Consider the following 24454-nt stretch of genomic DNA (forward strand, 5'->3'; position numbering starts at 1 on the left):
GATGAGAGTGACATGGAATGGAAAGCGTGTACTGGTAACAGGTGCAGGGGGCTTTATCGGAAGCCATCTAGTAGAAGGATTGGTGGGACTTGGGGCAGATGTTACGGCTTTCATTCACTATAACTCCAATGGACATAGAGGGTGGTTGGATCGGGTTTCCAAAGAAGTGCAAAGTGAAATCTGTTTTTATGCAGGGGATCTAAAAGATCAAGATGCGGTCCGAGGTGCTGTACGGAATCAAGAGATAGTGATGCACTTGGGAGCATTAATCGCCATTCCGTATTCATATCAGAACCCAACAGATGTATTTCAAACAAATGTTCTGGGTACGTTGCATGTGGCACAAGCCGTTCGTGAGTATGGGATATCAAGAATGGTACATACCTCTACGAGTGAGGTATATGGTTCAGCTCAAATAGTTCCGATATCTGAATCTCATCCTCTCCAAGGGCAATCTCCTTATTCGGCTAGTAAAATTGGTGCAGATAAATGTGTAGAAAGCTTTTATTGTTCTTTTGATTTACCAGTAGTAACAGTGAGACCTTTTAATGCGTATGGACCACGTCAATCTATGAGAGCAGTGATCCCAACCATTATTAATCAAGCTCTCCATCGAGATGAGATCGTCCTAGGAAACTTAGATGCAACTAGAGACTTTACTTATGTTCAAGATACGGCAAGAGCGTTTATTCACGCAGCTACTAGTGAACAGGCTATAGGTACAACAGTAAATGCAGGATCTGGAAAGGAGATTCGTATCGAGGAGCTTGCTATTTATATTCAACAAATAATCGGAAGAGAACTCCCCATCCGAGTGGCTGATGAGCGTTTACGACCACCTAAGAGTGAAGTGGACCGTCTTTGCTCCGATTCATCGAAAGCACTTAGAGTGATGGGTTGGGCACCACAGATCTCATTACGAGAGGGGTTAGAGAAAACGGTCGAATGGATTTGTTCAAACCCTGAGGGATATCGTCCTGATCAGTATGTAGTATAAACAAAAGTATTTCAGGAGGAGAGGATTCGATGCATGCTGTTATTATGACGGGCGGTAAAGGCGAGCGGATGCGTCCTTATACTCATGTTCTTCCTAAAGGATTACTTCCTATTGATGGGATTCCTTTATTAGATATCCTGGTGAGACAGTGCCGGTATTATGGGTTTCGCCGCATAACGATGACTTGTGGATATCTCGCCACAATGATTCAAAACTACTTTGAAAATGGCGAAAAATGGGGACTGGAGATTGATTATCTAGAGGAAGATATTCCTCTAGGGACAGCAGGGTCGCTTCGTGATGTATCGTGTGAACAGGAATCGATGCTGGTTATGAATTGCGATGTTCTAACAAATCTTCATTTCCGAGATTTTTATGACAAACATATCAATCAAAAATCGATGTTAACCATTGCTTCACATGAGATTGAAGTGCCAATCGATTTTGGAGTATTAGAGGTACAAGGCGAAAGAGTCCTTCAGATTGTAGAAAAACCAACAAACCATTCATTAGTAAGTATGGGTATATATATCATTAATAAAGAAGCTTTTAAGTATATTCCTAAAAAAGAAAAATTTGATATTCCTGATTTGATCTATACATTGCTTGATCATAAAAAGAGGGTAACTCATCACCATACTGACTCATTTTGGATGGATATTGGAAAGCCACATGACTACGAAACAGCGAATCAAATCTTTGAGCAGCTTAAAGATCAAATCCTTCCAGGAGAATTTGGGCATGGATCGTGATCATTGGATTTTTATTACAGGAGCAAATGGATTTGTGGCACAGCATTTGATTCAAAGGTACTTGGAAGAAGGAAAAACACAGATTGTAGCAATTGGACGTTCTATTTCGAGAGAAAAGGTTGTACAACATTCACGTGTTCACTATCAAGTGGCTGACTTGACTCATTCGAAAGAGATGGATACCGTTCTTCGCCAACGTCCTTGGAAAAGAATCTATCATTTAGCTGGAGAAAATCGTGCAGATATCGACTGCTCAAATGTTTGGAAAGATAATGTGTATGCATCTCTTTTACTTCTGGATTCGCTTCGGAAACGGAAGCTAGATTCGTTAGAAAGTGTTTTCATGATCGGAACAGCTATGGAATATCAAGCGCAAAAAGAGCTTGCGATAACAGAAAGTTCGATTGTGGAGCCAACTAGCTTGTATGGGTGGAGTAAGCATTTGGTAATGAGTAGTGCACAGTGGTTTGCTAGAAAACATCATCTACCTATTATTTGTGTTCGTCCTTTTAATCTCATCGGACCTGGAGCAAAGGAAGGAATTATACCATGGATTGCTCAGCAATTAAAAGAGCAATATCCATTTGAAGAGTTGCCTATAACCATTCATTTACGTAGTTTAGGTGGGATTCGAGATTATGTGGATGTGAGGGATGCTGTACAGGCTTTGTTTATGCTTTCTGAGAAGGCAAGCAAATGCGTTGGAGATTGCTATCAAATCTGTTCACAAAAAGGAGTCGCTGTCTTAGAGCTGGTTTCTGCTTGGGAAGAAGTGATTCAACATCCCATTAAGGTTATAACTCAAAATACCGCTTCCTCTACTACAGGTCAGGATTGTTTTATAGGAAGCTATGAAAAAATCAGGAGATCTACGGGTTGGAAGCCTACTTATACACTGAGGGAAACGTTGTCGGATATTTGGAAAGAAATGATTTTGTGAGATCATTTTTTGACTTGATGATGAAGGGGGTTTACGGATGTCTAATCATAATTTGACCAGTATCGTGATTCCAGTTCATAATCAATGGCCTGTGACCCAAATGTGTTTGCGATCACTCTTTAGACATACACGTGTTCCGATTGAAGTGATTGTCGTGAATAATGCCTCAACAGATGGAACAGGACAAAAATTAATAAAGGAATTTCCTACAGTTAAACAAATTGATAATTCTTTTAGAAATGGGTTTTCAGCATCATTAAATCAAGGCTTTCGAATGGCAAAAGGAAAGTATCTGGCAACGATAAATAACGACACACTGCCTTCTTATAGATGGTTAGCCAATATTTTACGTGTATTGAAAGATCGACCCTTGTGTGGCGTAGCAGCCCCCTTATCCAACTATGTTTTACCCGATCAATACCTCCAAACGGATTTGAAACGAGCACGTGATATTCATATGTTTTGTAAAAAATTTAACCGTCAAAATGTAGCAAAGTGGAAAGTATCAGATCGATTGTCTGGATTTTGTCTTGTTTTTCCACGAAAAATTTGGAATACGGTGGGCGAATTGGATGAAAACTTTGGTATGGGCTATTACGAAGATATTGATTTTACTTATCGCATTCGTCTAGCAGGTTATAAATGTATGATCGCTGGCGATACCTATGTCCATCATTTTGGGAGCAAAAGCTTTATTCAAAAAGATTCGGATGAGTTGGCTAGGAAGTTATCACAAGAGAATCGTGAATACTTTATGAAAAAATGGAACAGGGATCCAGATTTACCTCTCGATATCCCAAGTTAATAATTTGCTGATTGTCGAGTCGCGATAATCTCTTGGAAAGTACGAATCATACTTTGAGTGAACTGTTCTAGTGAAAATTTTTGTGCCATTTGCAGACCATGAAAGGCTAGTTGATTTGCTAGCTTTTGGTTGTGCAATACACTAAGAATTCCATTTGCAATTGATTGAGGGTTTTGTTTTTTCACAAGGACTGCTGTTCTTTTTTGGATGCAAAAATCGGTGACTCCTCCAGAATTTGTTGTTACGACGGGAGTTCCACATGCCATGGCCTCTAGTGGGGGGAGAGAAAATCCTTCAACCCATGATGTAGAGACAAATAAATCAGCTTTTTGGTATAGGTCGGCCATGGCGTGTTCGGACACAGGGCGAAAACATTTATGTGGAATATGAGTCGGGATGATATTTTTTTCAGGGCAAATAAAAAATACTTTGAATGGTACTTTACTCTTTCTTTTCACGATTTCCATACTCTCGATAAAGTCATGATACCCCTTAATTTGGGCTGCGGGATTTCTGGCGATGTATAATATTTTGCGCATTTCTCTAGGCCGAATGGACTTTTTTTCACGAGGTTTATATATATTTAAATCGAGTCCTGGAGAAATAATAGTGCTTATTTGAGCAGTATCCTTCCATAAATTATTTTGTAGCCACCTGGAAATCGTAATAGTGGGTACTTTTTTTTGGTAAAGAGAAATGGCATATTCTTTATCAGGTACATAATGGGGTTCGTATCCCATGGTGTATCTTACGCATTGTTGTGGCCAAGCTTCGTAACATGCCTCAAATGTTTTATAATAATTTGCTAGAATGATATCCCCTTGGGGTATATATTGCCTGCTAATTTCTGGAACTCGTGTTATTTTACAGGGGATAGGGTAATGAATGGGAGCATTATTCGGGATTACAATCTCCACTTCATGGGCAGCTTGTACGAGACCATGGGCAAGCTGGGATAGTACCTTACATCCGCCACTTATGCTTAAATTGATTACAGGAATCACGACTTTCAATTTGCTTCCCCCCAAAACAATACATATTGAAAATATATCCGCTTATTTTCTGTTAGTATATGAATACAGTAGAAAAATGTGAGGCTAGTAGATTGATGTACTCAATATGGAGTTGTATAGGTTTTGATACAAACATATTTTCATGGATATCATAGAATACATAGATTGATCATGAACTGATGAGCAAATGAGAATAAATATGTATGCAGACATACCGGAGGGTTGCATATGGATGATCGTACTATCTTATTTGTTACATGTGTAAGTAGAGAAGAATTATATGCTCGATGTGTAAGTCATATTGAAAGTTTAAAAGTCCCCGAAGGATATAAGATAGAGTTATTTCCCATCAGAGGTACAAAAAGCATTTTTGAAGGATATAACAAGGCAGTAACCCATCCTGCAAAATATAAAGTTTATCTTCATCAGGATTGTTTTATTTTTTATCCAGACTTTATCTCATCATTTGTTTCATTATTCGAAAGAAATAAAGAATATGCGATGTTAGGTTTTTATGGTCAAAATTCTCTTTATCATTTTATAAAGGATGATGCGGTAGGACAGTTATTGTGTGTGGGTCCTCATGGAGGTTGCCACCATATACAATGTAGAGAGGAACCAGGAGAGATTACACCCATTAAGGTATTAGATGGGTACATTCTTATTACACAATACGATCTTACATGGCGCTCCGATATATTAGATGGCTTTCATTTCTACGATTACTCACAAGCACTTGAATTCTATAAGTTAGGGTACAAGGTAGGGGTTATCAATCAAGCGGGAATGTCTCCATGGACTATGCACTATATCGATCACGTGATGTGTGTGATTGAATATGAGCGGTGTCGGAAAATTTTTGAAAGCCATTATTTAGACTTTATCAAGCGCGAAATGGGGGTTGAATAGTCCCTTTAGAAAGGTGGCATCCATGAAGAAAATTGCATTCTTTTCTCATATATGTCAGGAAAATGCGATTTCAGGTGCAGAGAAAACGATGTTTCAATTGATCCAGAAAATGAGCGAGAAGCACGATTGCCTATGCATTTTTCCGCAAAGTGGAGAGTTGTCTAGACAAGTAGATAGACTTAATATCCCCACCTTATTTTGCCGGTACTCGGCTGTGTGGAGTGTGAAAGATGTACAGGGCGATTTCCAAATGGAACTTGATTATATTCGCTCTCAAGGTGAAGATGAGGCGATTCGGACTATGATACAAAGGCTACGCCCTGATTATATTGTGGTAAATACCTCTGTTAATTTGCTTCCTGCGATCATTGCAAAAGAAGAAAATATCCCCCTCATTTGGTTTTTACAAGAACATGTTCCCCATTATAAAGAACAATGGTTTTCGCTTGTTCAAGGAGTAGAGCCGGTCATAATCGGTATTTCTGAAAGTGTGCTCGAGCCTTTTCGTTTGAGAGGGTACCCTGATCATAAAATGCATTGCTTATATCCGTGTTGGAATGAATTGGACCATAATGTCTCACGATCTGAAAAAATGCATCGGCAACTACGAAGAAGATATCAGATTCCACATTCAAGTATTGTGGTTGGGACGATCTCGATCAAAGTAAATGTTCAAAAAGGAATATGGCATGTGGTTCGAGCGATGGCTCCCTTAATGAAGCAAAATCCCTCTATTCATCTCATGCTTCGTGCTACAAAACCAATTAACCATAAAAACGCTCATTTCCGGAAAATTCGTGAATATATAACAAAGGCTCGATTGAAAGATCGGGTTCATTGGATTCCATTTGTGCAAAATATTTCTAAAGTTTATTCGGCTCTTGATCTCGTTGTAGTTCCGAGTGTTTTGCCTGAGGGTTTTGGATTAACTGCTTTAGAGGGGATGGGTCACGGAAAACCTGTCGTCGCTTATCCATCTGGAGGGTTGCAAGAAATTTTCTTGTCTACTTTCAATAAACCATATCTAGCGGAACATATAAATCCACAAGCCTTACGAAAGGTGATTCGTCCGCTATTGCAATCAGAAGAGCTACGACAGCAGGTAGGAAAAAGAAACCAGATACAAGCTATTCATCAATTTGGTCCCGATATGTATGATAAGCGGTATCGGATGTTAGAAGAGAAGTTAGCATGGTATTCATAGGATGATAAATCTTCTTCTGTTTCATAAAGAAAGGAGAGGTATAATTGGGTAGACTTATGGAATATCTTGAGTCTAATAAAGAAGGTCGCATTATACAAAGATGGGTGCATTATTTTGATATCTATGAGCGGCATTTAGCAAAATTTGTAGATAAGCCAGTGAATGTATTAGAGATTGGGATATATAGAGGTGGCTCTTTACCGATGTGGAAGCATTACTTTGGAGAGCAAGCTACCATATATGGTATGGACATTAATCCTGGATGTAAGGCGTTTGAGGAGGAGCGAGTTCATGTTCTAATCGGTGATCAAGGAGATCCGAATTTTTGGCGTATGATCAAACCGTCTCTCCCTACATTTGATATCATCATTGATGACGGTGGTCATTACATGCATCAACAAATTCTTACATTTCAGGAGCTCTACTCGAGCATGTCCCCACATGGGGTGTACTTGGTAGAGGATTTGCACTCAAGCTACATGCCTGAATATGGGGGCGCATTAGAAAAACCGGATACATTTGTGGAGTACTCAAAAAAATTAATTGATCAGCTACATTTTTTTCATGAGAAATTTACCCCTCCTCCTACTGAAATTACGAAATCCACACATTCATTACACTATTATGATTCTGTTTTAGTAGTTGAAAAAAAACCGATGAATCCTCCATATGCTAGAGTAATTGGGGAAGGACAGGACTATACCGTTAATGGTTTATGATTTGATTAGTTAATTCTCTCCATAGAAAGGAGCGACTGTAATGGTTTATACAGTCACTCCTTTTCTTTCCTTTATTTACAATAATCAGGAAATTCTTGTGTGAATGTTTGTGTAACTCGGGCATATTCTTCATCCGGAATTTCGTTGATCTGTTGGTCAAGAATATAGAAGAAATATAAGTCTTCAGAAGGATGATATGGATTGTAGTACATACCAACTAACTGATCATGATAGAGGAAAGTGGCTCCTAAAAGGGTAGCTAGGGTTCCGGACTCTGTATGTAACACTTGAAAAAATACCGGCAATATTTCATCAAAGACATGTTCTTGATACGTTTCTCCGGGGTCTAGAAGGGTTAGATTTTCTCCCTCTTCTTTCGTAACGAGATAAAGGTGCTTTCGATGGTCTTTTTCCCACAAAAGAAGTAAGTGTTTAACGTTCCGATGGATAAATAAATACTGTTCGCGAGTTTGAAAGTGTATATTCAAGTGGAACCTCCTATACTAAGATTATCGTAATGGGATTTTTAATCGGTCCATTCCCCATTTTCGAGGTTAACAAACCATGATATACTTATCAATGGTCTTGACGGAGCGAAAGGAGGTAATTCGATATGGGTTCCCATCAAAGTCACTATGAAGTTGATAATAGTGAGTACGATTTTGATGATTTCATGATAAGCGCCTCAGTTGTAGGTGGTTTATTTTTCGTCATTTTCATAGGTGCTACAGTGGTGCAATTGCTCTGGAAATAAGAAATAATTGCTGATTCAGGGTGTCGGCTTGATGCCCTGATTCTCTTGGCAACGCTTTCGGCATGAGCTATACTGGCAAAAGAGCCAGTGATGTAAGTGTTCGCGGTTCGTTTGAGGAATACATAAATAAGTTATCTAAACAGTTTGGCTGTAATGATTAGACTGGGGGATCAGGTATGAATGTACATGAGTACCAAGGTAAGCAATTACTAAAAAAATATGGAGCCATTGTCCCAAATGGCCATGTTGCATTTAATGCAGACGAAGCGGTAGAAGCTGCTGAAAAATTAGGTGGCGAGCTTTGGGTTGTGAAAGCACAAATCCATGCAGGCGGACGTGGAAAAGCAGGTGGCGTAAAGCTAGCTCGTAGTCTTGACGAAGTTCGTGCCTATGCAAATGAATTGTTAGGTAAAATTTTAGTCACTCACCAAACAGGACCAGAAGGCAAAGAAGTAAAACGCCTCTTGGTTGAAGAAGGTTGTCCAATCGAAAAGGAATATTATATTGGTGTGGTCATTGATCGCTCTAGTAATGCAGTTGTGATGATGGGTTCTGAAGAAGGCGGTACGGAGATTGAAGAGGTGGCTGAGAAGACACCAGAAAAGATCTTTAAAGAAGTAATCGATCCTGCCGTTGGGATGTCTCCATTCCAAGCTCGTCGTTTAGCATATAACATTAATATCCCGAAAGATAAAGTAAATCAAGCAGCGAAGTTTATGCTTGGACTATACGAAGCATTTGTATCAAACGATTGCTCTCTTGCTGAAATCAACCCTCTCGTAACCACTAGTGATGGTAGAGTAATGGCGTTAGATGCAAAATTAAACTTTGATTCAAACGCATTATACCGTCATAAAGACATCCTAGAACTGCGTGATCTAAACGAAGAAGATCCAAAAGAAATCGAAGCATCTAAATTTGACTTGAGCTACATTGCATTAGATGGAAACATCGGTTGCATGGTAAACGGCGCAGGTTTAGCGATGGCAACGATGGATATTATTAAACATTATAGTGGTGATCCAGCCAACTTCCTCGATGTAGGTGGCGGTGCTACAGCTGAAAAGGTTACGGAAGCTTTTAAAATCATTCTTTCGGATGAAAAAGTAAAAGGAATCTTTATCAATATCTTTGGTGGAATTATGAAGTGTGACGTAATCGCTGAGGGTGTTGTAGAAGCAGTGAAACAAGTAAACTTGAATGTTCCGCTTGTTGTTCGCTTGGAAGGTACCAACGTCGATCTTGGTAAGAAAATCTTGAACGATTCGGGTCTACCAATCGTAGCGGCTGACTCCATGGCAGATGGAGCTCAAAAAATCGTTCAACTCGTAGCACAAGTTTAATAGATAAGTGACTGAGGAAAGGTGGATTTCCGTTGAGTATTTTTGTAAATAAAGATACAAAGGTGATTACCCAAGGGATTACAGGAGCAACTGGCTTATTCCATACGAAACAAGCAATTGAGTATGGAACGAATATCGTAGGTGGCGTAACCCCTGGTAAAGGTGGAACAGAAGTAGAAGGTATTCCTGTATTTAATACGGTACAGGAAGCTGTGAAAGCAACGGGTGCAACTGCATCAGCGATTTACGTAGCAGCTCCATTTGCCGCAGATGCGATTATGGAAGCAGTAGATGCAGGTCTTGACTTGGTAGTATGTATCACAGAAGGAATTCCAGTACTTGACATGGTGAAGGTTCGCCGTTACATGGAAGGAAAGAAAACTCGTCTAATCGGTCCAAACTGTCCAGGTGTCATCACACCAGATGAGTGTAAAATTGGTATTATGCCAGGCTACATTCATATGAAAGGGAATGTGGGAATCGTATCCCGTTCCGGTACCTTGACGTATGAAGCAGTTCACCAATTAACGACTCGCAATATTGGACAATCTACAGCAGTTGGAATCGGTGGAGACCCAATCAACGGAACAGATTTCATCGATGTGTTGAAAGAGTTCAATGCGGATCCAGAAACCGAAGCAGTTATCATGATTGGTGAGATCGGTGGAACAGCTGAGGAAGAGGCTGCTGAGTGGATCAAAGCGAACATGACAAAGCCTGTAGTCGGATTTATTGGCGGACAAACCGCACCAGAAGGAAAGCGTATGGGTCATGCGGGCGCGATTATCTCTGGTGGTAAAGGAACTGCTGCTGAAAAAATCACTACTTTGGAAGCTTGTGGTGTTCGAGTCGCCCGTACTCCTGCAGTAATCGGTGAAACATTGGTTAAGGTTCTCGAAGAAAAAGGCATTTTAGATAACTTCATCGTAAAGAAATAACATCTGCTTTTCTAAGAAGACCTGCTCAAACAAGCTAGGTCTTCTTTTTTATAGAAATGGATGAAAGGAACGTGTATGGATGAAGGAAGTTAGTGGATTAATCGGTCTACACCGGATTTTCGGAGCAGGATGGCATCTCATTGATAAGCTCGTACGTGTAGGCTGGACTCCTGATCAAGAGGTTATGCCGTATTTGGATATGATAAAAGAGCAGAGGGTGCCAGCTGGTACTTATCAACGTATTAAGAAAACATGGAATCAAGAGTGGAGTAGTCGAGTGATCGCAGAACTGCAAATGAAACGAATTGAGGTTATGACTGTATACGATGCTGACTATCCCGAACTTTTACGCGAAATCCCACAACCTCCTTGGGTTTTGTATCTACGAGGAGATAGGCAGCTGTTAAATGAGGCTTGTTTTGCGATGGTGGGTACACGTAAGCCGACTCCTTATGGACGAAAAATCACGAAACAATTAGCAGAACAGTTTGTACAAGCGGGTTTAACGGTAGTAAGTGGTATGGCGACAGGGATTGATGGGGATGCTCATCATGCGGTCCTAGAGTCTGGAGGAAAGACGATTGCAGTGCTCGGAACCGGAATCGATGTGGTATATCCCAAAAATCATGTTCGCCTATATGAAAAGTTAGTCCAGAAGGGCTTAGTTATATCAGAATCACCGCCAGGTACGGGGCCAAATCCCGGACTATTCCCACAACGGAATCGGATTATTAGTGGACTAAGTTTAGGGACGGTTGTGGTAGAAGCCGCAGAACGTAGTGGATCGCTGATCACAGCTGAATGTAGTATGGAACAAGGTCGAGAGGTGTTTGCAGTTCCAGGACCCGCCACATCTGCGCAGAGTGGGGGTACGATTCAGTTAATCCAACAAGGGGCCAAATGCATTCGCCATATTGGAGATGTGTTGGAGGAATATGCAGAGTTTGCAACAGCTGTTACAATGGAGCGAGATCTCTCTGGGCTAAAAAAAGAGAAAGAGATGTTGAAATCATTAACCGAACATGAAAAAATTCTCTATCGAGAGCTTTCGCATGAGCCTATCTCTTTGCAAAACATAATGGATGAAGTGGGCCAAGTCCTGTCTATTTCGCAGATTCATCCAGCTTTACTCATGTTGGAAATGAAGCAACTAATCCAGCAGTTGCCAGGGAATCGATATATTCGAATCTAATCCAAAAAAGTTGCTTTTTGTTTTTACCATCTGGTATGGTAACAATTATGAGCTTATAAACAGGGTTTATAACCTAAAGAGGAGGCCGCAGGATGGCAGATTCATTAGTAATTGTAGAGTCACCTGCCAAAGCCAAAACGATCAGTAAATATCTGGGTAAAAATTATATTGTGAAAGCTTCCATGGGACATGTACGCGATTTACCAAAAAGTCAATTGGGAGTAGACGTGGAAAACAATTTTGAACCCAAATATATCACCGTTCGGGGAAAAGGAGATCTGCTGAAAGATCTTCGTGATGCGAGTAAAAAAGTAAAAAAAATCTATCTCGCAGCTGACCCGGATCGTGAAGGAGAAGCGATTGCATGGCATCTCGCCCATTACTTGAAAGTTGCTTTGGATGAGGAATGTCGAGTTGTATTTAATGAGATTACCAAGCAAGCAGTAAAAGAAGCATTTAAGAAACCTAGAAAAATCAATATGGATCTGGTGAACGCACAGCAAGCTCGCCGAGTGTTAGATCGATTAGTCGGATACGGGATTAGTCCGCTCTTGTGGAAGAAGGTTCGAAAGGGTCTTTCTGCTGGACGTGTACAATCGGTAGCGGTTAAATTGGTGTTGGATCGTGAAAAAGAGATTCGCTCCTTTGTACCAGAGGAATATTGGACCGTAACGGCTCATCTGTTAGCAGAGAAAGAGGAACCCTTTACAGCGAAGTTTTATGGATATGGAAAAAAGAAAGTAGAACTAAAGTCCGAACAGGAAGTAAATGAATTACTTGCTTCCATAAAAGGAAAGCGCTTTACCGTGGAAGAAGTAAAAAAGACAGATCGCAAACGGAATCCTTCTCTTCCTTTTATTACAAGTACTTTGCAACAAGAAGCTGCACGCAAATGTAACTTTCGCGCTCAGAAGACGATGTCCATTGCCCAGCAGTTGTATGAAGGAATTGACCTAGGTAAAAAACAAGGAACAGTTGGTTTGATTACATACATGCGTACCGATTCGACTCGGATTTCACCAACTGCGCAAGATGAAGCGAAACAATACATTACGGATCAATTTGGTTCTTCTTATTTGCCAAGTTCACCACGCGTTACGAAGAGTAAATCAGGAGCGCAAGATGCACATGAGGCGATTCGTCCTTCGTCGGTTTTCCGTACGCCAGATGAGCTAAAAAGCTTCCTATCTCGTGACCAATATCGTCTTTATAAACTAATCTGGGAACGCTTTGTCGCAAGTCAGATGGCTTCTGCTGTGATGGATGTGATTACTGCGGATCTACGGGCTGGAGATGCTTTATTCCGTGCTACGGGTTCTAAGGTGAAGTTTCCTGGATTTATGAAAGTATACATAGAGGGCACAGACGACAAAAAGAAAGAAAAAGAAGATGATGATGTTTTGATTCCGCCGCTTGAGCCGGGTCAAGTGGTGAAGAAAAAGAAAATTGACCCGAAACAACATTTTACACAGCCACCACCACGCTACACAGAGGCTAGATTGGTGCGAGCACTCGAGGAGAATGGAATTGGGCGACCAAGTACATATGCACCTACGCTGGATACAATTCAAAAACGTGGCTATGTTTTACTGGAAGAGAAGAAATTTGTTCCTTCTGAGCTTGGTGAGATTGTCATTGAGATGATCAGCGAGTTTTTCCCTGAGGTTCTCAATGTCGAGTTTACGGCTAATATGGAACAGGATTTAGATCTTGTAGGAGACGGTGAGGTTGACTGGGTTGCCATTTTAGATCGATTCTATGAAAAGTTTAGAGAGCGTTTAACATTTGCAGAATCGGAGATGGCAGAAGTAGAGTTGCAAGATGAAGTCTCTGACGAAGAATGCGAGAAGTGCGGTCGCCTAATGGTTTATAAGCATGGTCGATTCGGTAAATTTTTGGCTTGCCCAGGATTTCCAGATTGCCGGAATGCGAAACCCATTTTAAAGTCAACAGGAGTTGTTTGTCCGACCTGTAAACAGGGAGAAGTAGTAGAGAGAAAGAGTAAAAAATCTCGTGTGTTCTTTGGTTGTAGTCGATACCCTGATTGTGACTTTGTTTCGTGGGATCGTCCGGTTAGTCGTCCTTGTCCTAGATGTCAAGGGTTGATGGTCGAGAAAAAGAAAAAGAAAGAATCGATCCTCGTTTGTACAGAGTGTCATTACGAAGAAGAGAAGAATTAGGGGAATAACGCCCCGAGCTAGAAATAAACATCTTGGAGGGAGAAAGAAACCCATGCAGAAAGTGACAGTAGTAGGGGCAGGGCTTGCAGGAAGTGAAGCTGCGTGGCAGATTGCTCAGCGAGGAGTACCCGTTCGTTTGATTGAGATGCGCCCTGTCAAGCGAACCCCCGTACACCGCGGAGATCAGTTTGCTGAGTTGGTTTGCAGTAACTCTTTACGTGCGGCCGGATTAACAAATGCAGTAGGGATCTTAAAAGAAGAAATGCGTCAGTTTGATTCGCTCATTATGAAGGCGGCGGACAAACATGCCGTGCCAGCAGGGGGCGCGTTAGCTGTAGACAGAGAAAATTTCTCAGAAGAAATTACAAGAACTCTGCACGAACATCCGATGATTGAAGTGATTAAAGAAGAAGTAACCTCCATTCCAGAAGGTCCTACTGTGATTGCTACAGGTCCACTTACATCGGAAATGCTTTCAGAGCAGTTGAAAAACCTTACAGGTGAAGAATATCTATACTTCTATGATGCAGCCGCTCCTATCGTGGAGAAAGAAAGTATCGATATGAATAAAGTCTTTCTTGCATCTCGTTATGATAAAGGGGAGGCAGCGTACCTCAATTGCCCGATGAACGAAGAAGAGTTTAATCGCTTCTATGATGCATTAGTTGAGGCAGAAGTAGCTCCTTTAAAAGAGTTTGAGAAAGAGATTTACTTTGAAGGTTGTATGCCAGTTGAAGTGATGGCGAAGCGTGGCAGGAAAACATTGCTATTTGGTCCTATGAAACCAGTAGGGTTAAATGATCCACATACAGGGAAACGTCCTTATGCGGTAGTCCAATTACGTCAAGATAACTCAGCAGGAACTCTCTTTAATTTGGTTGGCTTCCAAACGCATCTAAAGTGGGGTCCTCAAAAAGAAGTGATCCAGCTGATACCGGGATTGGAAAACGCAGAGATCGTACGCTATGGAGTCATGCATCGAAACACATTTATCAACTCTCCAAAAGTTCTACATTCGACCTACCAATTCCGCAATCGCAACGATCTCTTCTTTGCTGGGCAGATGACAGGCGTAGAGGGATACGTGGAATCAGCGGCTTCCGGACTACTTGCTGGGATTAATGCGGCCCGTTTGGTGCAGGAAAAAGAGTTACTCACTCCCCCTGCTACCACAGCCATCGGTAGCCTAGCACACTACATAACCACAGCCGATTCAAAACACTTCCAGCCGATGAACGCCAATTTTGGTTTATTCACGGAGCTACCGGAACGAATTCGCTCTAAAAAAGAACGTGCTGAAAAATATGCGGAGATTGCGTTAAAAGAGATTGGAACTTTTGCTACTACTGTAAATGAGACATAAGTAGACTGGTGTGTTCTCATCTTTGGAGTAAGATGTGATCTTTGAAATGGCAAACGAATAGGGGCAGATACATGCCCCGGGACTGCTTCATTCAATAGCCATTCAATCAACAACCTAATCTACAAACACGCTTTATGGGAATCGAGAATCCGAAAGGGTGTAAAAAAATCATGGAACAATTTCATGCCACCACGATATTTGCTATTCGTCACAATGGGGAAGCAGCTATTGCAGGTGATGGACAAGTGACATTTGGCAACCAGATGATTATGAAACACGGGGCTAAAAAAGTTCGTCACCTTTATAAAGGAAAAGTATTAGCAGGCTTTGCTGGTTCCGTTGCGGATGCGATTACACTCTTCGAAAAGTTTGAAGGGCGTTTAGAAGAGTTTCATGGAAATATTGCTAGAGCTGCTGTGGAATTAGCCAAAGAATGGCGCATGGATAAGGTGCTACGTAATCTAGAGGCGATGCTAATTGTCCTGAATAAAGATCAATTATTGCTAATTTCAGGCAATGGAGAAGTAATTGAGCCAGACGATGATATCTTAGCGATTGGTTCGGGCGGAAGCTTTGCGCTATCTGCTGGTCGTGCATTAAAACGTCACGCTACTCATATGAGCGCGAAAGAAATTGCTCAAGCAGCACTGACTGTTGCCAGTGAAGTTTGTGTTTTTACAAATAGCAATATCATCGTGGAAGAGGTGTAGTGGATGTCAGTGACCGAACGAAATCAGAAAGAGAGCTGGACTCCCAAACAAATCGTAGAACAACTAGATAAACATATCATTGGGCAGACAGAAGCAAAACGTTCTGTAGCGATTGCCTTGCGAAATCGCTATCGCCGTAGCCTACTGACGGAAGAGATGCGAGATGAGATTGTACCTAAAAATATCTTAATGATGGGTCCGACGGGAGTAGGAAAAACTGAGATTGCTCGTCGCCTCGCTAAGTTAGTAGGGGCTCCTTTTGTAAAATTAGAAGCTACTAAGTTCACTGAAGTTGGATATGTGGGTCGAGATGTGGAATCGATGATCCGTGATTTAGTAGAAGTGGGTATTCGTATGGTGAAGGGCGAGCGCCTTGAGCTGGTTAAGGAACGAGCAGGGAAGCTGGCCAATGAACGTATTGTAGAACTGCTTGTCCCAGAGAAGAAGAGTGATTCTGGATTTAAAAATCCGCTTGAGATGTTTTTCTCAAACAATAGTCCAAATGAGCAACCTTCTCAAACTGATTCGACAGAAAAAAATCGTGTACTCCAAAAACGTCGTGACATACAAGCAAAGCTAGAGCGCGGTGAATTGGAAGAGAAGATGATTGAGATTTTGGTAGAGGAACAGGTGCCTCCGATGTTTGATATGTTTGCGGGTGCGGGTGGCGATCAAATGGGGATGAATATGCAGGAAATGCTAGGTCAGTTCATGCCCAAGAAGAAGAAAAAGCGTCGTCTTTCTGTAAAAGAAGCGAGAGAGGTACTCACTCAAGAGGAAGGCCAGAAGTTGATTGATATGGATCAAGTGGTTCAAGACGCGTTGGATCGCGTTGAGCAATCAGGCATTATCTTTCTTGATGAGATTGATAAAGTCGCAGGTAAAGATCAACGTGGCCCAGATGTTTCCCGTGAGGGGGTTCAACGTGATATTCTCCCGATCGTGGAAGGATCGACCGTACAAACCAAATATGGCCCAGTTAAAACGGATTATATTTTATTTATAGCGGCAGGTGCTTTCCACGTATCCAAGCCATCCGATCTCATTCCTGAGCTACAAGGTCGCTTTCCTATTCGTGTAGAGCTAAAAGATCTAACTGCTGATGACTTTGTTTGTATCCTGACAGAGCCTAAAAATGCCTTAATCAAACAGTACACGGCTTTGCTAGAAACAGAAAACATCCGCGTTAGCTTTACCGATGAAGCCATTCATGAGATTGCAAAGCTAGCTCAGCACGTTAACTCTACCACAGAAAACATCGGTGCTAGGCGCTTACACACTATCTTAGAACGCTTACTAGAAGAACTTTCCTTTGAAGCACCCGATATCTATCTCGAAGAAATCTCCATCACACCCAAATACGTACAAGATCGCTTAGGATCGATTGCGGAAGATCGAGATTTGTCACAGTATATCCTTTAATGAACCCTAAATCTCATTTTTCCAGATCATACCTTGCAAGAACCCCCACTTCGTGGTATAGTCATCATTGGTGTAAAAACACACACGTTGAAGTAGGAGTTAGTGGTGCCCTAAGCGGTTTCTAGCTCTTTTGATCTTCGGCGGAGGTATAAAAACCAAGGAGGAAACAAACATGGCAGTAGTATCTATGAAGCAACTACTCGAAGCAGGTGTACACTTCGGTCACCAAACACGTCGTTGGAACCCGAAGATGTCAAAATTTATCTTTACAGAACGTAACGGGATCTACATCATCGATCTTCAAAAAACCGTTAAAATGATGGAACAAGCATATGCTGGTGTTCGTGATATCGCAGCAAATGGTGGTACTGTACTTTTCGTAGGTACAAAAAAACAAGCACAAGAAGCAGTAAAAGAAGAAGCGATTCGTGCAGGTCAATACTTTGTAAATCATCGTTGGTTGGGTGGAACTCTTACCAACTTCGGAACAATCCGTAAACGTATCGACCGTCTTCATGAGTTAGAGCGTATGGAAGAAGACGGTACTTTTGAAGTACTTCCTAAAAAAGAAGTTGTATTACTGAAAAAAGAACATGAGAAATTAGAAAAATTCCTCGGCGGAATCAAACATATGAAGAAATTGCCAGATGCAATCTTCATCGTTGATCCACGTAAAGAGCGTATCGCAGTTGCGGAAGCTCGTAAATTGAATATCCCAATCGTTTCGATCGTAGATACTAACTGTGATCCAGATGAAGTGGATTTCATTATCCCAGGTAACGATGATGCGATTCGTGCTGTTCGTTTATTTACTGGTAAAATTGCAGATGCGATCATCGAAGCGCGTCAAGGTGAAGATCAAGAAACAGAAGTAGCTGCAGTAGCAGCTGAGTAATCTAGAATCAAAAAATGGGGTGGCTTGGCTAGTCCTTGCCTCCTCTTTTTCATAAAAGAAAAATTTTCTATACATAAGGAGGACGATTCATCATGGCAATTACAGCAGCTATGGTAAAAGAACTGCGTGAAAAAACAGGCGCAGGGATGATGGATTGTAAAAAAGCATTGAACGAAACCGAAGGTAACATGGAAAAAGCAATGGAATATCTTCGTGAAAAAGGAATTGCTAACGCCGATAAAAAAGCGGGTCGTATCGCAGCTGAAGGTGTAGTAGAATCCTACATCCATGGTGGCGGTCGTATCGGTGTGCTTGTAGAAATTAACTGTGAAACCGATTTCGTTGCAAAAACGGACGAGTTTAAAGGGTTTGTAAAAGACGTAGCTATGCAAATCGCTGCGATGAACCCACAGTACATTCGTCGGGACGAAGTTCCTGGTGACGAAGTTGAAAAAGAACGTCAAATCCTTCGCCAACAAGCGCTTCAAGAAGGCAAGCCAGAAGCAATTGTTGACAAAATGGTAGAAGGTCGTCTAACCAAACACTTTAAAGATATCTGCTTGATGGACCAAGTGTTTGTAAAAGATGGCGAGAAAACGATTGAGCAAATGGTAAAAGAGCAAATTGCACGTATTGGTGAAAACATCTCGATTCGCCGTTTTGTTCGCTATGAACTAGGCGAAGGTCTTGAAAAGCGTGAAGATAACTTTGTAGAAGAAGTTATGTCCCAAGTCAATAAAGGCTAATGACAGATGTATAGGGAACACTTACCTAATGTGTTCCCTTTTTTGCAAGCACAAGGAGAAGGAGGAATCATCCTATGAGTACTCCCAAATACAAACGGGTCATTTTAAAGTTAAGTGGAGAAGCACTTGCTGGTGAACAAGGGTATGGTTTAGATGCCCAAGTGCTTTCGTCTATCGCATCTCAAATCAAAGAAGTGGTAGAATTAGGAGTTGAAGTAGCGGTTGTAGTTGGGGGTGGAAACATCTGGAGAGGAATCTCTGGTGCAGAGTCAGGTATGGATCGTGCAACGGCTGACTATATGGGGATGCTGGCAACTGTGATGAATTCATTAGCACTGCAAGATGCACTCGAAGCTCATGGGATTCCAACTAGGGTCCAATCAGCAATTGAAATGCGTCAAGTAGCTGAGCCATATATTCGTCGTCGGGCGATTCGCCATCTAGAAAAAGGACGCGTGGTGATCTTTGGAGCAGGATTGGGTAATCCGTTCTTCTCTACGGATACGAATGCGGCGCTTCGTGCAGCAGAAATCGAAGCGGAAATGATCCTGATGGCGAAAAATAATGTGGATGGTGTATATAATGCAGATCCTCGCTATCATCCAGATGCGGTTAAGTATGAGACGCTTACATACCTAGATATTGTGAACCAAGGCCTCGCTGTGATGGATTCCACTGCATCTACCTTGTGTATGGAAAATGAAATTCCATTAACCGTGTTTAACCTCTCTGAAGAAGGAAATATTCGTCGTGTCATTCTGGGTGAATTGATTGGTACGGTTGTAAAGGGGAGCAATGAGTAAATGGTGAATCAAGTACAAAAGCAAGCTGAAGAAAAAATGGATAAGACTATCCAAGTGCTCAAGAAGGATCTTATGACACTTCGGGTGGGGCGTGCAAATCCAGCAATCTTAGATAAAGTAATCGTAGAATACTACGGTAGCGAGACGCCTTTAAATCAGTTAGCGAACATCACAGTTCCAGATCCACGTTCTTTGGTTATTCAACCATGGGACAAAAGCGCATTAGCTGAGGTTGAGCGTGCTATCTTGAAGTCAGAGCTTGGACTTACTCCAAACAATGACGGCAATATTATTCGCATCAACATTCCAGCATTGACTCAAGAGCGTCGTGCTGAATTGGTAAAATTAGCTCGTAAGATGGGCGAAGAAACCAAAGTTGCGATTCGTAATGTGCGACGTGATGCAAATGATGAAGTGAAGAAGCTAGAAAAGCATGGCGAAGTGCCAGAAGATGCGGCTCGTCGTAGCTCAGAGGATATTCAAAAATTGACAGATCGTTTTATCAAAGAGACAGATGCTGTCGTAGCTTCGAAAGAGAAAGAAATTACCGAAATCTAATTGATCTGGGTGTTACCCCTTCAGTCCCCTGAGGGGGTTTTTATGCTATGATGATGAGAAAAAGAGCTTGCCGGCGGAGGAGAACATATGCTAGAAACGATTAAGCGCTGGATGGGATCTGCTGAGAGTAAAGGGGAACTAACCCTAGAGGAATTAACAAGAGAAGTTCGAAACAACCCGATTCCTCGTCACATTGGTTTCATAATGGATGGTAATGGTCGCTGGGCCAAAAAACGAGGACTACCTCGAACAGCTGGTCATTTGGCTGGAATGAAAAGAGTGCGTGAAATCATTCGTTCTGCTGATGAGATTGGAGTCGAGGCGATTACACTCTACTCTTTTTCTACTGAGAATTGGAAACGTCCGAAAGAAGAGGTTGAGTATTTAATGAAGTTGCCGATCGAATTTTTGAAGTCTGATCTTCAGGAGTTAATTGATCGCAATGTTCGTGTTCAAATGCTGGGAGCGAAAGAAGAGACGCCTACGTCTACCTACCGGGCGCTTGTTGAGTTTGAAGAGAAAACGAAAGACAATACTGGTCTCATATTAAATTTTGCTATTAATTATGGTTCTCGTGACGAGATTCTTCAAGCGATTCGAGAGATTATAGATGAAGTGCAAAACGGCAATATTGATAAAGAGCAAATAGATGAACAAGTAGTGAATCAGCATCTGCTTACCCGTGGCTTGCCAGATCCAGATCTCATTATACGTACAAGCGGAGAGATGAGGATCAGTAACTTCTTATTATGGCAAATTGCTTATAGTGAACTTTGGTTTACGGAAGCGCTGTGGCCTGATTTTGGCAGAGAAGCGTTCTATCAAGCAATCTATGACTTCCAGAACCGCAGTCGGCGATACGGGGCAGTTTGATCAAACAAGGAGAACGTAAATGAAACAACGTGTAATAACAGGAGTCTTAGGAGCGGTCGCGTACCTGGCCCTATTATTTTTAGGAGCACCATGGTACTCGGGGCTACTAGCAGTACTCGCTACAGTTAGCTTTCTCGAATTTGGACAGATGAAGCTAGGTCGTTGGAAGGCCCCTCATGTACTATTAGGACTTTTATTAGTTTGGTCTATCTTGTGGAATAGTGTGTCTGTTTTTCTAAAAATTTCTGTCCCTTCCATTTTAACGTTTCCTAATCTATGGTTGCTGGGGATTGTCCTCTTTTTTGTTTTAATCGTGTTAAGTAAAAATAAGGTTACGATCGATCATATTGCGTATCTATCGTTAGGCGCGCTTTATATTGGATATGGATTTGCTATCATGATTGAAACAATCTGGCAAGAAAAGGGACTTGCTTTAACATTGATGGTTTTATTTACTACATGGGCAAGTGATTCAGGTGCCTATTTTGTGGGAAAACGATTTGGTAAACGTAAATTATGGCCTGCCATCAGCCCTAACAAAACGATTGAAGGCTCACTCGGTGGTGTATTGGTTGGTACTTTGTTAACCCTAGTGATCGGCTTATGCTGTAATCTTGGCCAAGTTCCCACTCTCATTGGATTAGGTATTATTATTTCTTTCGTTGGCCAGTTTGGGGATTTGGTTGAATCAGCGATTAAGAGAACGATGGGTGTGAAAGACTCAGGAAGTATATTACCAGGGCATGGCGGAGTATTTGATCGATTTGATAGTCTGATTTTCACTTTCATTATCTTGCGATTGATCGAGGTCTTATAAAGAAAGAGGGGTCTCTGGTATGTCAGAAAAACTAGCGATACTTGGTTCTACCGGCTCTATCGGAACTAGTACACTAGAAGTAGTACGTGGACAACGTGAAGAGTTTGAGGTGATTTCTCTTTCAGCGGGATCAAATGTAGAGTTGATGATTAAGCAAATTCGTGAATTTCATCCGAAAGTCGTTTCGATGTCTTCGCGCGAAGCAGCGAAGCGTGTGCAAGCAGAAGTAGGATCTGATGTACAAGTACTTTGGGGAGAGGAAGGGCTACTTGAAGTGGCTACCCACCCAGAGGCTACGTACCTAGTATCTGCTTTGGTAGGCAGCCAAGGACTACGCCCTACTTTAGCCGCCATCCAAGCCGGGAAAAAGATCGGTCTTGCAAATAAAGAAACGCTCGTAACGGCTGGACACATTGTAACAACAGAGGCCCAGAAAGCAAATGTTCCTCTATTGCCCATTGATAGCGAACATTCTGCTATTTTTCAGTGTTTAAATGGGGAGTGTATGTCTGATGTAGAACGTCTTATCATCACGGCTTCAGGAGGCTCCTTTCGCGATCGTTCCCGGACAGAACTAGGTAATGTCACAGTTGAAGATGCGTTAAAGCATCCGAACTGGGCGATGGGCGCTAAGATAACGATTGATTCTGCGACGATGATGAATAAAGGTCTTGAAGTAATCGAAGCACACTGGTTATTTGGGTTTGATTATGACAAAATTAATGTATTGTTGCATCCACAAAGTATCATTCATTCATTGGTTGAGTTTCAAGACGGAGCCGTCATGGCGCAACTAGGTACACCCGATATGAAAGTACCCATTCAGTATGCGTTGACGTTTCCAAATCGATTACCCGTTCAAACCACTAAATTGGACTTGGCCAAGATTGCAACATTGGATTTTCGAGAGATGGACTTCGATCGATATGTGGCTCTACGTCTTGCTTTTGAAGCCGGCCGAGCAGGGGGAACGATGCCTACTGTATTAAATGCAGCAAATGAGGTTGCCGTGGCTCGTTTTTTACGTAATGAAATTCCATTTCTGGCGATTGATCGAATGGTAGAGCTTACATTGGAATCTCATCAAAGTAGTGTAGATCCTACTTTAGAAGAAATTGAAGAAGCAGATAGTTGGGCTAGGAAATTTGTGGCGAGTCAAATAATCCCTGTTCTCGGTTAGAACATAAGGAGTGAAACGATGGGAAATTTTTTGTATTATGTTGCTGTGTTTATCCCTGTACTCAGCTTATTAGTGTTTATTCATGAATTAGGGCATTTTCTTCTCGCGAAACGCGCTGGAATCTTAGTTCGCGAATTTGCCATCGGTTTCGGCTCCAAAATTTTCTCTTGGCGCAGAGGAGAGACACTGTATTCGATTCGGCTCCTACCGCTGGGTGGATATGTCCGCATGGCTGGAGAAGATCCAGAAACAGTCGAAGTGAAAGCAGGATCACATGTATACGCCTCTGTAAATGATCTGGGCAAATTGGATCATCTATATCTCTATGAACCAAATCACTCCACAGGAAACCTAGTGGCAGGTCGAGTGGTAGAGATTGATTTAGAACGCAAACTATATGTTGTTCTAGAAAACGAAGAAGGGAACGAAACTCGTTATGAGCTTGATCCCAAAATGTTTCTTCATTTTGACGAGAAAAATGAGACCCAGATTGCACCTTGGGATCGCCAATTTGGTTCCAAGACAGCTGGACAAAAAGCATTGGCTATCTTAGCTGGACCTGTTTTTAATATCATTTTAACGGTCATCTTATTTGCGATCTATATTGGAATCACTGGAGTCGAACACAGACTGTATGTTGAGAAAACAGTAGCGGGTAGCCCAAGTGCTACTGCGGGAATCGAGTCCGGTGACATTATTACCAAGATTAATGGGAAAGATGTTCCTACTTTTGATATGTTCAAATATCAAATTTTAGAGTCACAAGGCAGTGAAGTAAAGCTAACTGTCGACCGGAATGGTCAACAGTTAGAAGTCCCACTCCAGCCAGAGAAAAAAGTAACTCAAAGCGGAGATGTGATTTATCAAGTTGGGATTGACTTTAATAGTGAGAAGGGAAAACGACCTGCTACGATTGGAGAAATAGTAGGTGGTGGTTTTACTCTTACATATGATTGGATCAAAGTGATTGGTGATGGTTTCTATAAACTGTTTACCTTCCAACTATCTTTGGAAAACTTAGGTGGACCGATCCAGATGGGAACGATTACAGGACAAGCTGCACAACAGGGCATTGATATTGTAATCAAGTGGATGGCGATTCTTAGCTTAAACCTTGGATTGTTTAATCTTCTACCTATACCAGCACTAGATGGTAGTCGACTTCTGTTTATTGGAATCGAGGCACTTCGAGGGCGTCCGGTGAGTCCGAATATCGAGAGTATGGTTCACTTTGTAGGATTTGCGCTATTAATGATGTTGATGCTTGTCGTGACTTATAACGATATAGTAAAATTAGTCTTTAAATAGACGAAAATCCTAGGGATGTGGGTCTAATGCTCA

Annotated in this window: 25 protein-coding genes; 23 read left to right on the forward strand and 2 right to left on the reverse strand. The window is 41.7% G+C overall.

Features of this window, described 5'->3' with window-relative positions:
* Position 1 precedes the first annotated feature (1 nt).
* The 4 genes from J2Z48_RS05025 to J2Z48_RS05040 are packed head-to-tail and all read left to right on the forward strand — an operon-like array spanning position 2 to position 3494.
* Complete coding sequence (locus tag J2Z48_RS05025) at positions 2–997, forward strand: SDR family NAD(P)-dependent oxidoreductase (RefSeq protein WP_307251491.1); 996 nt, start codon at positions 2–4, stop codon at positions 995–997.
* 29 nt (positions 998–1026) lie between these two features.
* Complete coding sequence (locus tag J2Z48_RS05030; protein WP_307251492.1) at positions 1027–1749, forward strand: sugar phosphate nucleotidyltransferase; 723 nt, start codon at positions 1027–1029, stop codon at positions 1747–1749.
* Positions 1739–2689, forward strand: a complete 951-nt coding sequence (locus tag J2Z48_RS05035) for an NAD-dependent epimerase/dehydratase family protein (protein WP_307251493.1) — start codon at positions 1739–1741, stop codon at positions 2687–2689. The genes J2Z48_RS05030 and J2Z48_RS05035 overlap by 11 nt, the downstream gene beginning before the upstream one ends.
* Before the next feature lie 37 nt (positions 2690–2726).
* Positions 2727–3494, forward strand: coding sequence for a glycosyltransferase family 2 protein (locus J2Z48_RS05040; RefSeq protein ID WP_307251494.1), 768 nt, complete (start codon positions 2727–2729; stop codon positions 3492–3494).
* On the opposite strand, the gene J2Z48_RS05045 is transcribed toward J2Z48_RS05040, so the two are convergent.
* Entirely contained in the window at positions 3491–4411 is a 921-nt protein-coding gene (locus J2Z48_RS05045) for a glycosyltransferase family 4 protein (protein WP_307251495.1), read from the reverse strand. The two genes, J2Z48_RS05040 and J2Z48_RS05045, sit on opposite strands and share 4 nt — an antisense overlap.
* 324 nt (positions 4412–4735) lie before the next feature.
* On the opposite strand from J2Z48_RS05045, the gene J2Z48_RS05050 reads away from it, so the two are divergent.
* Genes J2Z48_RS05050 through J2Z48_RS05060 form a run of 3 tightly spaced genes read left to right on the forward strand, consistent with a single transcriptional unit; the run spans position 4736 to position 7339 of the window.
* Positions 4736–5416 carry a glycosyltransferase family protein gene (locus J2Z48_RS05050; protein WP_307251496.1) on the forward strand — a complete coding sequence of 227 codons (681 nt, stop codon included), beginning with the start codon at positions 4736–4738 and terminating at the stop codon, positions 5414–5416.
* 22 nt (positions 5417–5438) lie between these two features.
* The gene (locus J2Z48_RS05055; protein ID WP_307251497.1) at positions 5439–6620 is read left to right on the forward strand and encodes a glycosyltransferase family 4 protein; all 1182 of its coding nucleotides are present in this window, start codon (positions 5439–5441) and stop codon (positions 6618–6620) included.
* Positions 6621–6664: 44 nt separating this feature from the next.
* Positions 6665–7339 carry a polyamine aminopropyltransferase gene (locus J2Z48_RS05060; protein ID WP_307251498.1) on the forward strand — a complete coding sequence of 225 codons (675 nt, stop codon included), beginning with the start codon at positions 6665–6667 and terminating at the stop codon, positions 7337–7339.
* A 71-nt stretch (positions 7340–7410) separates the two neighbouring features.
* Here the strand turns inward: J2Z48_RS05060 and J2Z48_RS05065 are convergent, their stop codons facing one another.
* Positions 7411–7827 carry a hypothetical protein gene (locus J2Z48_RS05065; protein ID WP_307251499.1) on the reverse strand — a complete coding sequence of 139 codons (417 nt, stop codon included), beginning with the start codon at positions 7825–7827 and terminating at the stop codon, positions 7411–7413.
* Between the two features lie 125 nt (positions 7828–7952).
* Here J2Z48_RS05065 and J2Z48_RS05070 point away from each other — a divergent pair, with 125 nt between their 5' ends.
* From J2Z48_RS05070 to rseP, 16 genes are all read left to right on the forward strand, one after another.
* Positions 7953–8093, forward strand: coding sequence for a hypothetical protein (locus tag J2Z48_RS05070; protein WP_307251500.1), 141 nt, complete (start codon positions 7953–7955; stop codon positions 8091–8093).
* 176 nt (positions 8094–8269) lie between these two features.
* Positions 8270–9436 (forward strand): ADP-forming succinate--CoA ligase subunit beta, encoded by a 1167-nt coding sequence (gene sucC / locus J2Z48_RS05075; RefSeq protein WP_307251502.1) that lies wholly within the window; start codon positions 8270–8272, stop codon positions 9434–9436.
* 32 nt (positions 9437–9468) lie between these two features.
* Complete coding sequence (gene sucD / locus J2Z48_RS05080; RefSeq protein WP_307251504.1) at positions 9469–10374, forward strand: succinate--CoA ligase subunit alpha; 906 nt, start codon at positions 9469–9471, stop codon at positions 10372–10374.
* Between the two features lie 79 nt (positions 10375–10453).
* Positions 10454–11566, forward strand: a complete 1113-nt coding sequence (gene dprA, locus J2Z48_RS05085; protein WP_307251506.1) for a DNA-processing protein DprA — start codon at positions 10454–10456, stop codon at positions 11564–11566.
* 92 nt (positions 11567–11658) lie between these two features.
* Complete coding sequence (gene topA, locus J2Z48_RS05090) at positions 11659–13746, forward strand: type I DNA topoisomerase (RefSeq protein WP_307251508.1); 2088 nt, start codon at positions 11659–11661, stop codon at positions 13744–13746.
* A 52-nt stretch (positions 13747–13798) separates the two neighbouring features.
* Complete coding sequence (gene trmFO, locus J2Z48_RS05095; RefSeq protein WP_307251510.1) at positions 13799–15109, forward strand: FADH(2)-oxidizing methylenetetrahydrofolate--tRNA-(uracil(54)-C(5))-methyltransferase TrmFO; 1311 nt, start codon at positions 13799–13801, stop codon at positions 15107–15109.
* Positions 15110–15279: 170 nt separating this feature from the next.
* Positions 15280–15819, forward strand: coding sequence for an ATP-dependent protease subunit HslV (gene hslV, locus J2Z48_RS05100; RefSeq protein ID WP_307251512.1), 540 nt, complete (start codon positions 15280–15282; stop codon positions 15817–15819).
* 3 nt (positions 15820–15822) lie between these two features.
* Entirely contained in the window at positions 15823–17241 is a 1419-nt protein-coding gene (hslU, locus tag J2Z48_RS05105) for an ATP-dependent protease ATPase subunit HslU (protein ID WP_307251513.1), read from the forward strand.
* Positions 17242–17413: 172 nt separating this feature from the next.
* Positions 17414–18136, forward strand: coding sequence for a 30S ribosomal protein S2 (gene rpsB / locus J2Z48_RS05110; protein WP_307251515.1), 723 nt, complete (start codon positions 17414–17416; stop codon positions 18134–18136).
* Positions 18137–18228: 92 nt separating this feature from the next.
* Positions 18229–18882, forward strand: a complete 654-nt coding sequence (gene tsf, locus J2Z48_RS05115; protein WP_307251517.1) for a translation elongation factor Ts — start codon at positions 18229–18231, stop codon at positions 18880–18882.
* Positions 18883–18956: 74 nt separating this feature from the next.
* Complete coding sequence (pyrH, locus tag J2Z48_RS05120) at positions 18957–19685, forward strand: UMP kinase (protein WP_307251519.1); 729 nt, start codon at positions 18957–18959, stop codon at positions 19683–19685.
* Positions 19686–20243 carry a ribosome recycling factor gene (gene frr / locus J2Z48_RS05125; protein ID WP_307251520.1) on the forward strand — a complete coding sequence of 186 codons (558 nt, stop codon included), beginning with the start codon at positions 19686–19688 and terminating at the stop codon, positions 20241–20243.
* 87 nt (positions 20244–20330) lie between these two features.
* Positions 20331–21116 (forward strand): undecaprenyl pyrophosphate synthase, encoded by a 786-nt coding sequence (uppS, locus tag J2Z48_RS05130; protein WP_370872877.1) that lies wholly within the window; start codon positions 20331–20333, stop codon positions 21114–21116.
* Positions 21117–21135: 19 nt separating this feature from the next.
* Positions 21136–21933, forward strand: a complete 798-nt coding sequence (locus J2Z48_RS05135) for a phosphatidate cytidylyltransferase (protein ID WP_307251522.1) — start codon at positions 21136–21138, stop codon at positions 21931–21933.
* A 19-nt stretch (positions 21934–21952) separates the two neighbouring features.
* Positions 21953–23113, forward strand: coding sequence for a 1-deoxy-D-xylulose-5-phosphate reductoisomerase (locus J2Z48_RS05140; protein WP_307251524.1), 1161 nt, complete (start codon positions 21953–21955; stop codon positions 23111–23113).
* 18 nt (positions 23114–23131) lie between these two features.
* Positions 23132–24421, forward strand: coding sequence for an RIP metalloprotease RseP (gene rseP, locus J2Z48_RS05145; protein WP_307251526.1), 1290 nt, complete (start codon positions 23132–23134; stop codon positions 24419–24421).
* Positions 24422–24454: the final 33 nt, after the last annotated feature.

Source organism: Croceifilum oryzae, assembly GCF_030814315.1.
Classification (GTDB): Bacteria; Bacillota; Bacilli; order Thermoactinomycetales; family Thermoactinomycetaceae; genus Baia; species Baia oryzae.

Excerpts from the sequence above, each read along its gene's own strand:
- J2Z48_RS05025 (WP_307251491.1), top strand. The coding sequence starts at position 2 with ATGAGAGTGACATGGAATGGAAAGCGTGTACTGGTAACAGGTGCAGGG.
- J2Z48_RS05030 (WP_307251492.1), top strand. The coding sequence starts at position 1,027 with ATGCATGCTGTTATTATGACGGGCGGTAAAGGCGAGCGGATGCGTCCT.
- J2Z48_RS05035 (WP_307251493.1), top strand. The coding sequence starts at position 1,739 with ATGGATCGTGATCATTGGATTTTTATTACAGGAGCAAATGGATTTGTG.
- J2Z48_RS05040 (WP_307251494.1), top strand. The coding sequence starts at position 2,727 with ATGTCTAATCATAATTTGACCAGTATCGTGATTCCAGTTCATAATCAA.
- J2Z48_RS05050 (WP_307251496.1), top strand. The coding sequence starts at position 4,736 with ATGGATGATCGTACTATCTTATTTGTTACATGTGTAAGTAGAGAAGAA.
- J2Z48_RS05055 (WP_307251497.1), top strand. The coding sequence starts at position 5,439 with ATGAAGAAAATTGCATTCTTTTCTCATATATGTCAGGAAAATGCGATT.
- J2Z48_RS05070 (WP_307251500.1), top strand. The coding sequence starts at position 7,953 with ATGGGTTCCCATCAAAGTCACTATGAAGTTGATAATAGTGAGTACGAT.
- sucC (WP_307251502.1), top strand. The coding sequence starts at position 8,270 with ATGAATGTACATGAGTACCAAGGTAAGCAATTACTAAAAAAATATGGA.
- dprA (WP_307251506.1), top strand. The coding sequence starts at position 10,454 with ATGAAGGAAGTTAGTGGATTAATCGGTCTACACCGGATTTTCGGAGCA.
- topA (WP_307251508.1), top strand. The coding sequence starts at position 11,659 with ATGGCAGATTCATTAGTAATTGTAGAGTCACCTGCCAAAGCCAAAACG.
- trmFO (WP_307251510.1), top strand. The coding sequence starts at position 13,799 with ATGCAGAAAGTGACAGTAGTAGGGGCAGGGCTTGCAGGAAGTGAAGCT.
- hslV (WP_307251512.1), top strand. The coding sequence starts at position 15,280 with ATGGAACAATTTCATGCCACCACGATATTTGCTATTCGTCACAATGGG.
- hslU (WP_307251513.1), top strand. The coding sequence starts at position 15,823 with ATGTCAGTGACCGAACGAAATCAGAAAGAGAGCTGGACTCCCAAACAA.
- rpsB (WP_307251515.1), top strand. The coding sequence starts at position 17,414 with ATGGCAGTAGTATCTATGAAGCAACTACTCGAAGCAGGTGTACACTTC.
- tsf (WP_307251517.1), top strand. The coding sequence starts at position 18,229 with ATGGCAATTACAGCAGCTATGGTAAAAGAACTGCGTGAAAAAACAGGC.
- pyrH (WP_307251519.1), top strand. The coding sequence starts at position 18,957 with ATGAGTACTCCCAAATACAAACGGGTCATTTTAAAGTTAAGTGGAGAA.
- frr (WP_307251520.1), top strand. The coding sequence starts at position 19,686 with ATGGTGAATCAAGTACAAAAGCAAGCTGAAGAAAAAATGGATAAGACT.
- uppS (WP_370872877.1), top strand. The coding sequence starts at position 20,331 with ATGCTAGAAACGATTAAGCGCTGGATGGGATCTGCTGAGAGTAAAGGG.
- J2Z48_RS05135 (WP_307251522.1), top strand. The coding sequence starts at position 21,136 with ATGAAACAACGTGTAATAACAGGAGTCTTAGGAGCGGTCGCGTACCTG.
- J2Z48_RS05140 (WP_307251524.1), top strand. The coding sequence starts at position 21,953 with ATGTCAGAAAAACTAGCGATACTTGGTTCTACCGGCTCTATCGGAACT.
- rseP (WP_307251526.1), top strand. The coding sequence starts at position 23,132 with ATGGGAAATTTTTTGTATTATGTTGCTGTGTTTATCCCTGTACTCAGC.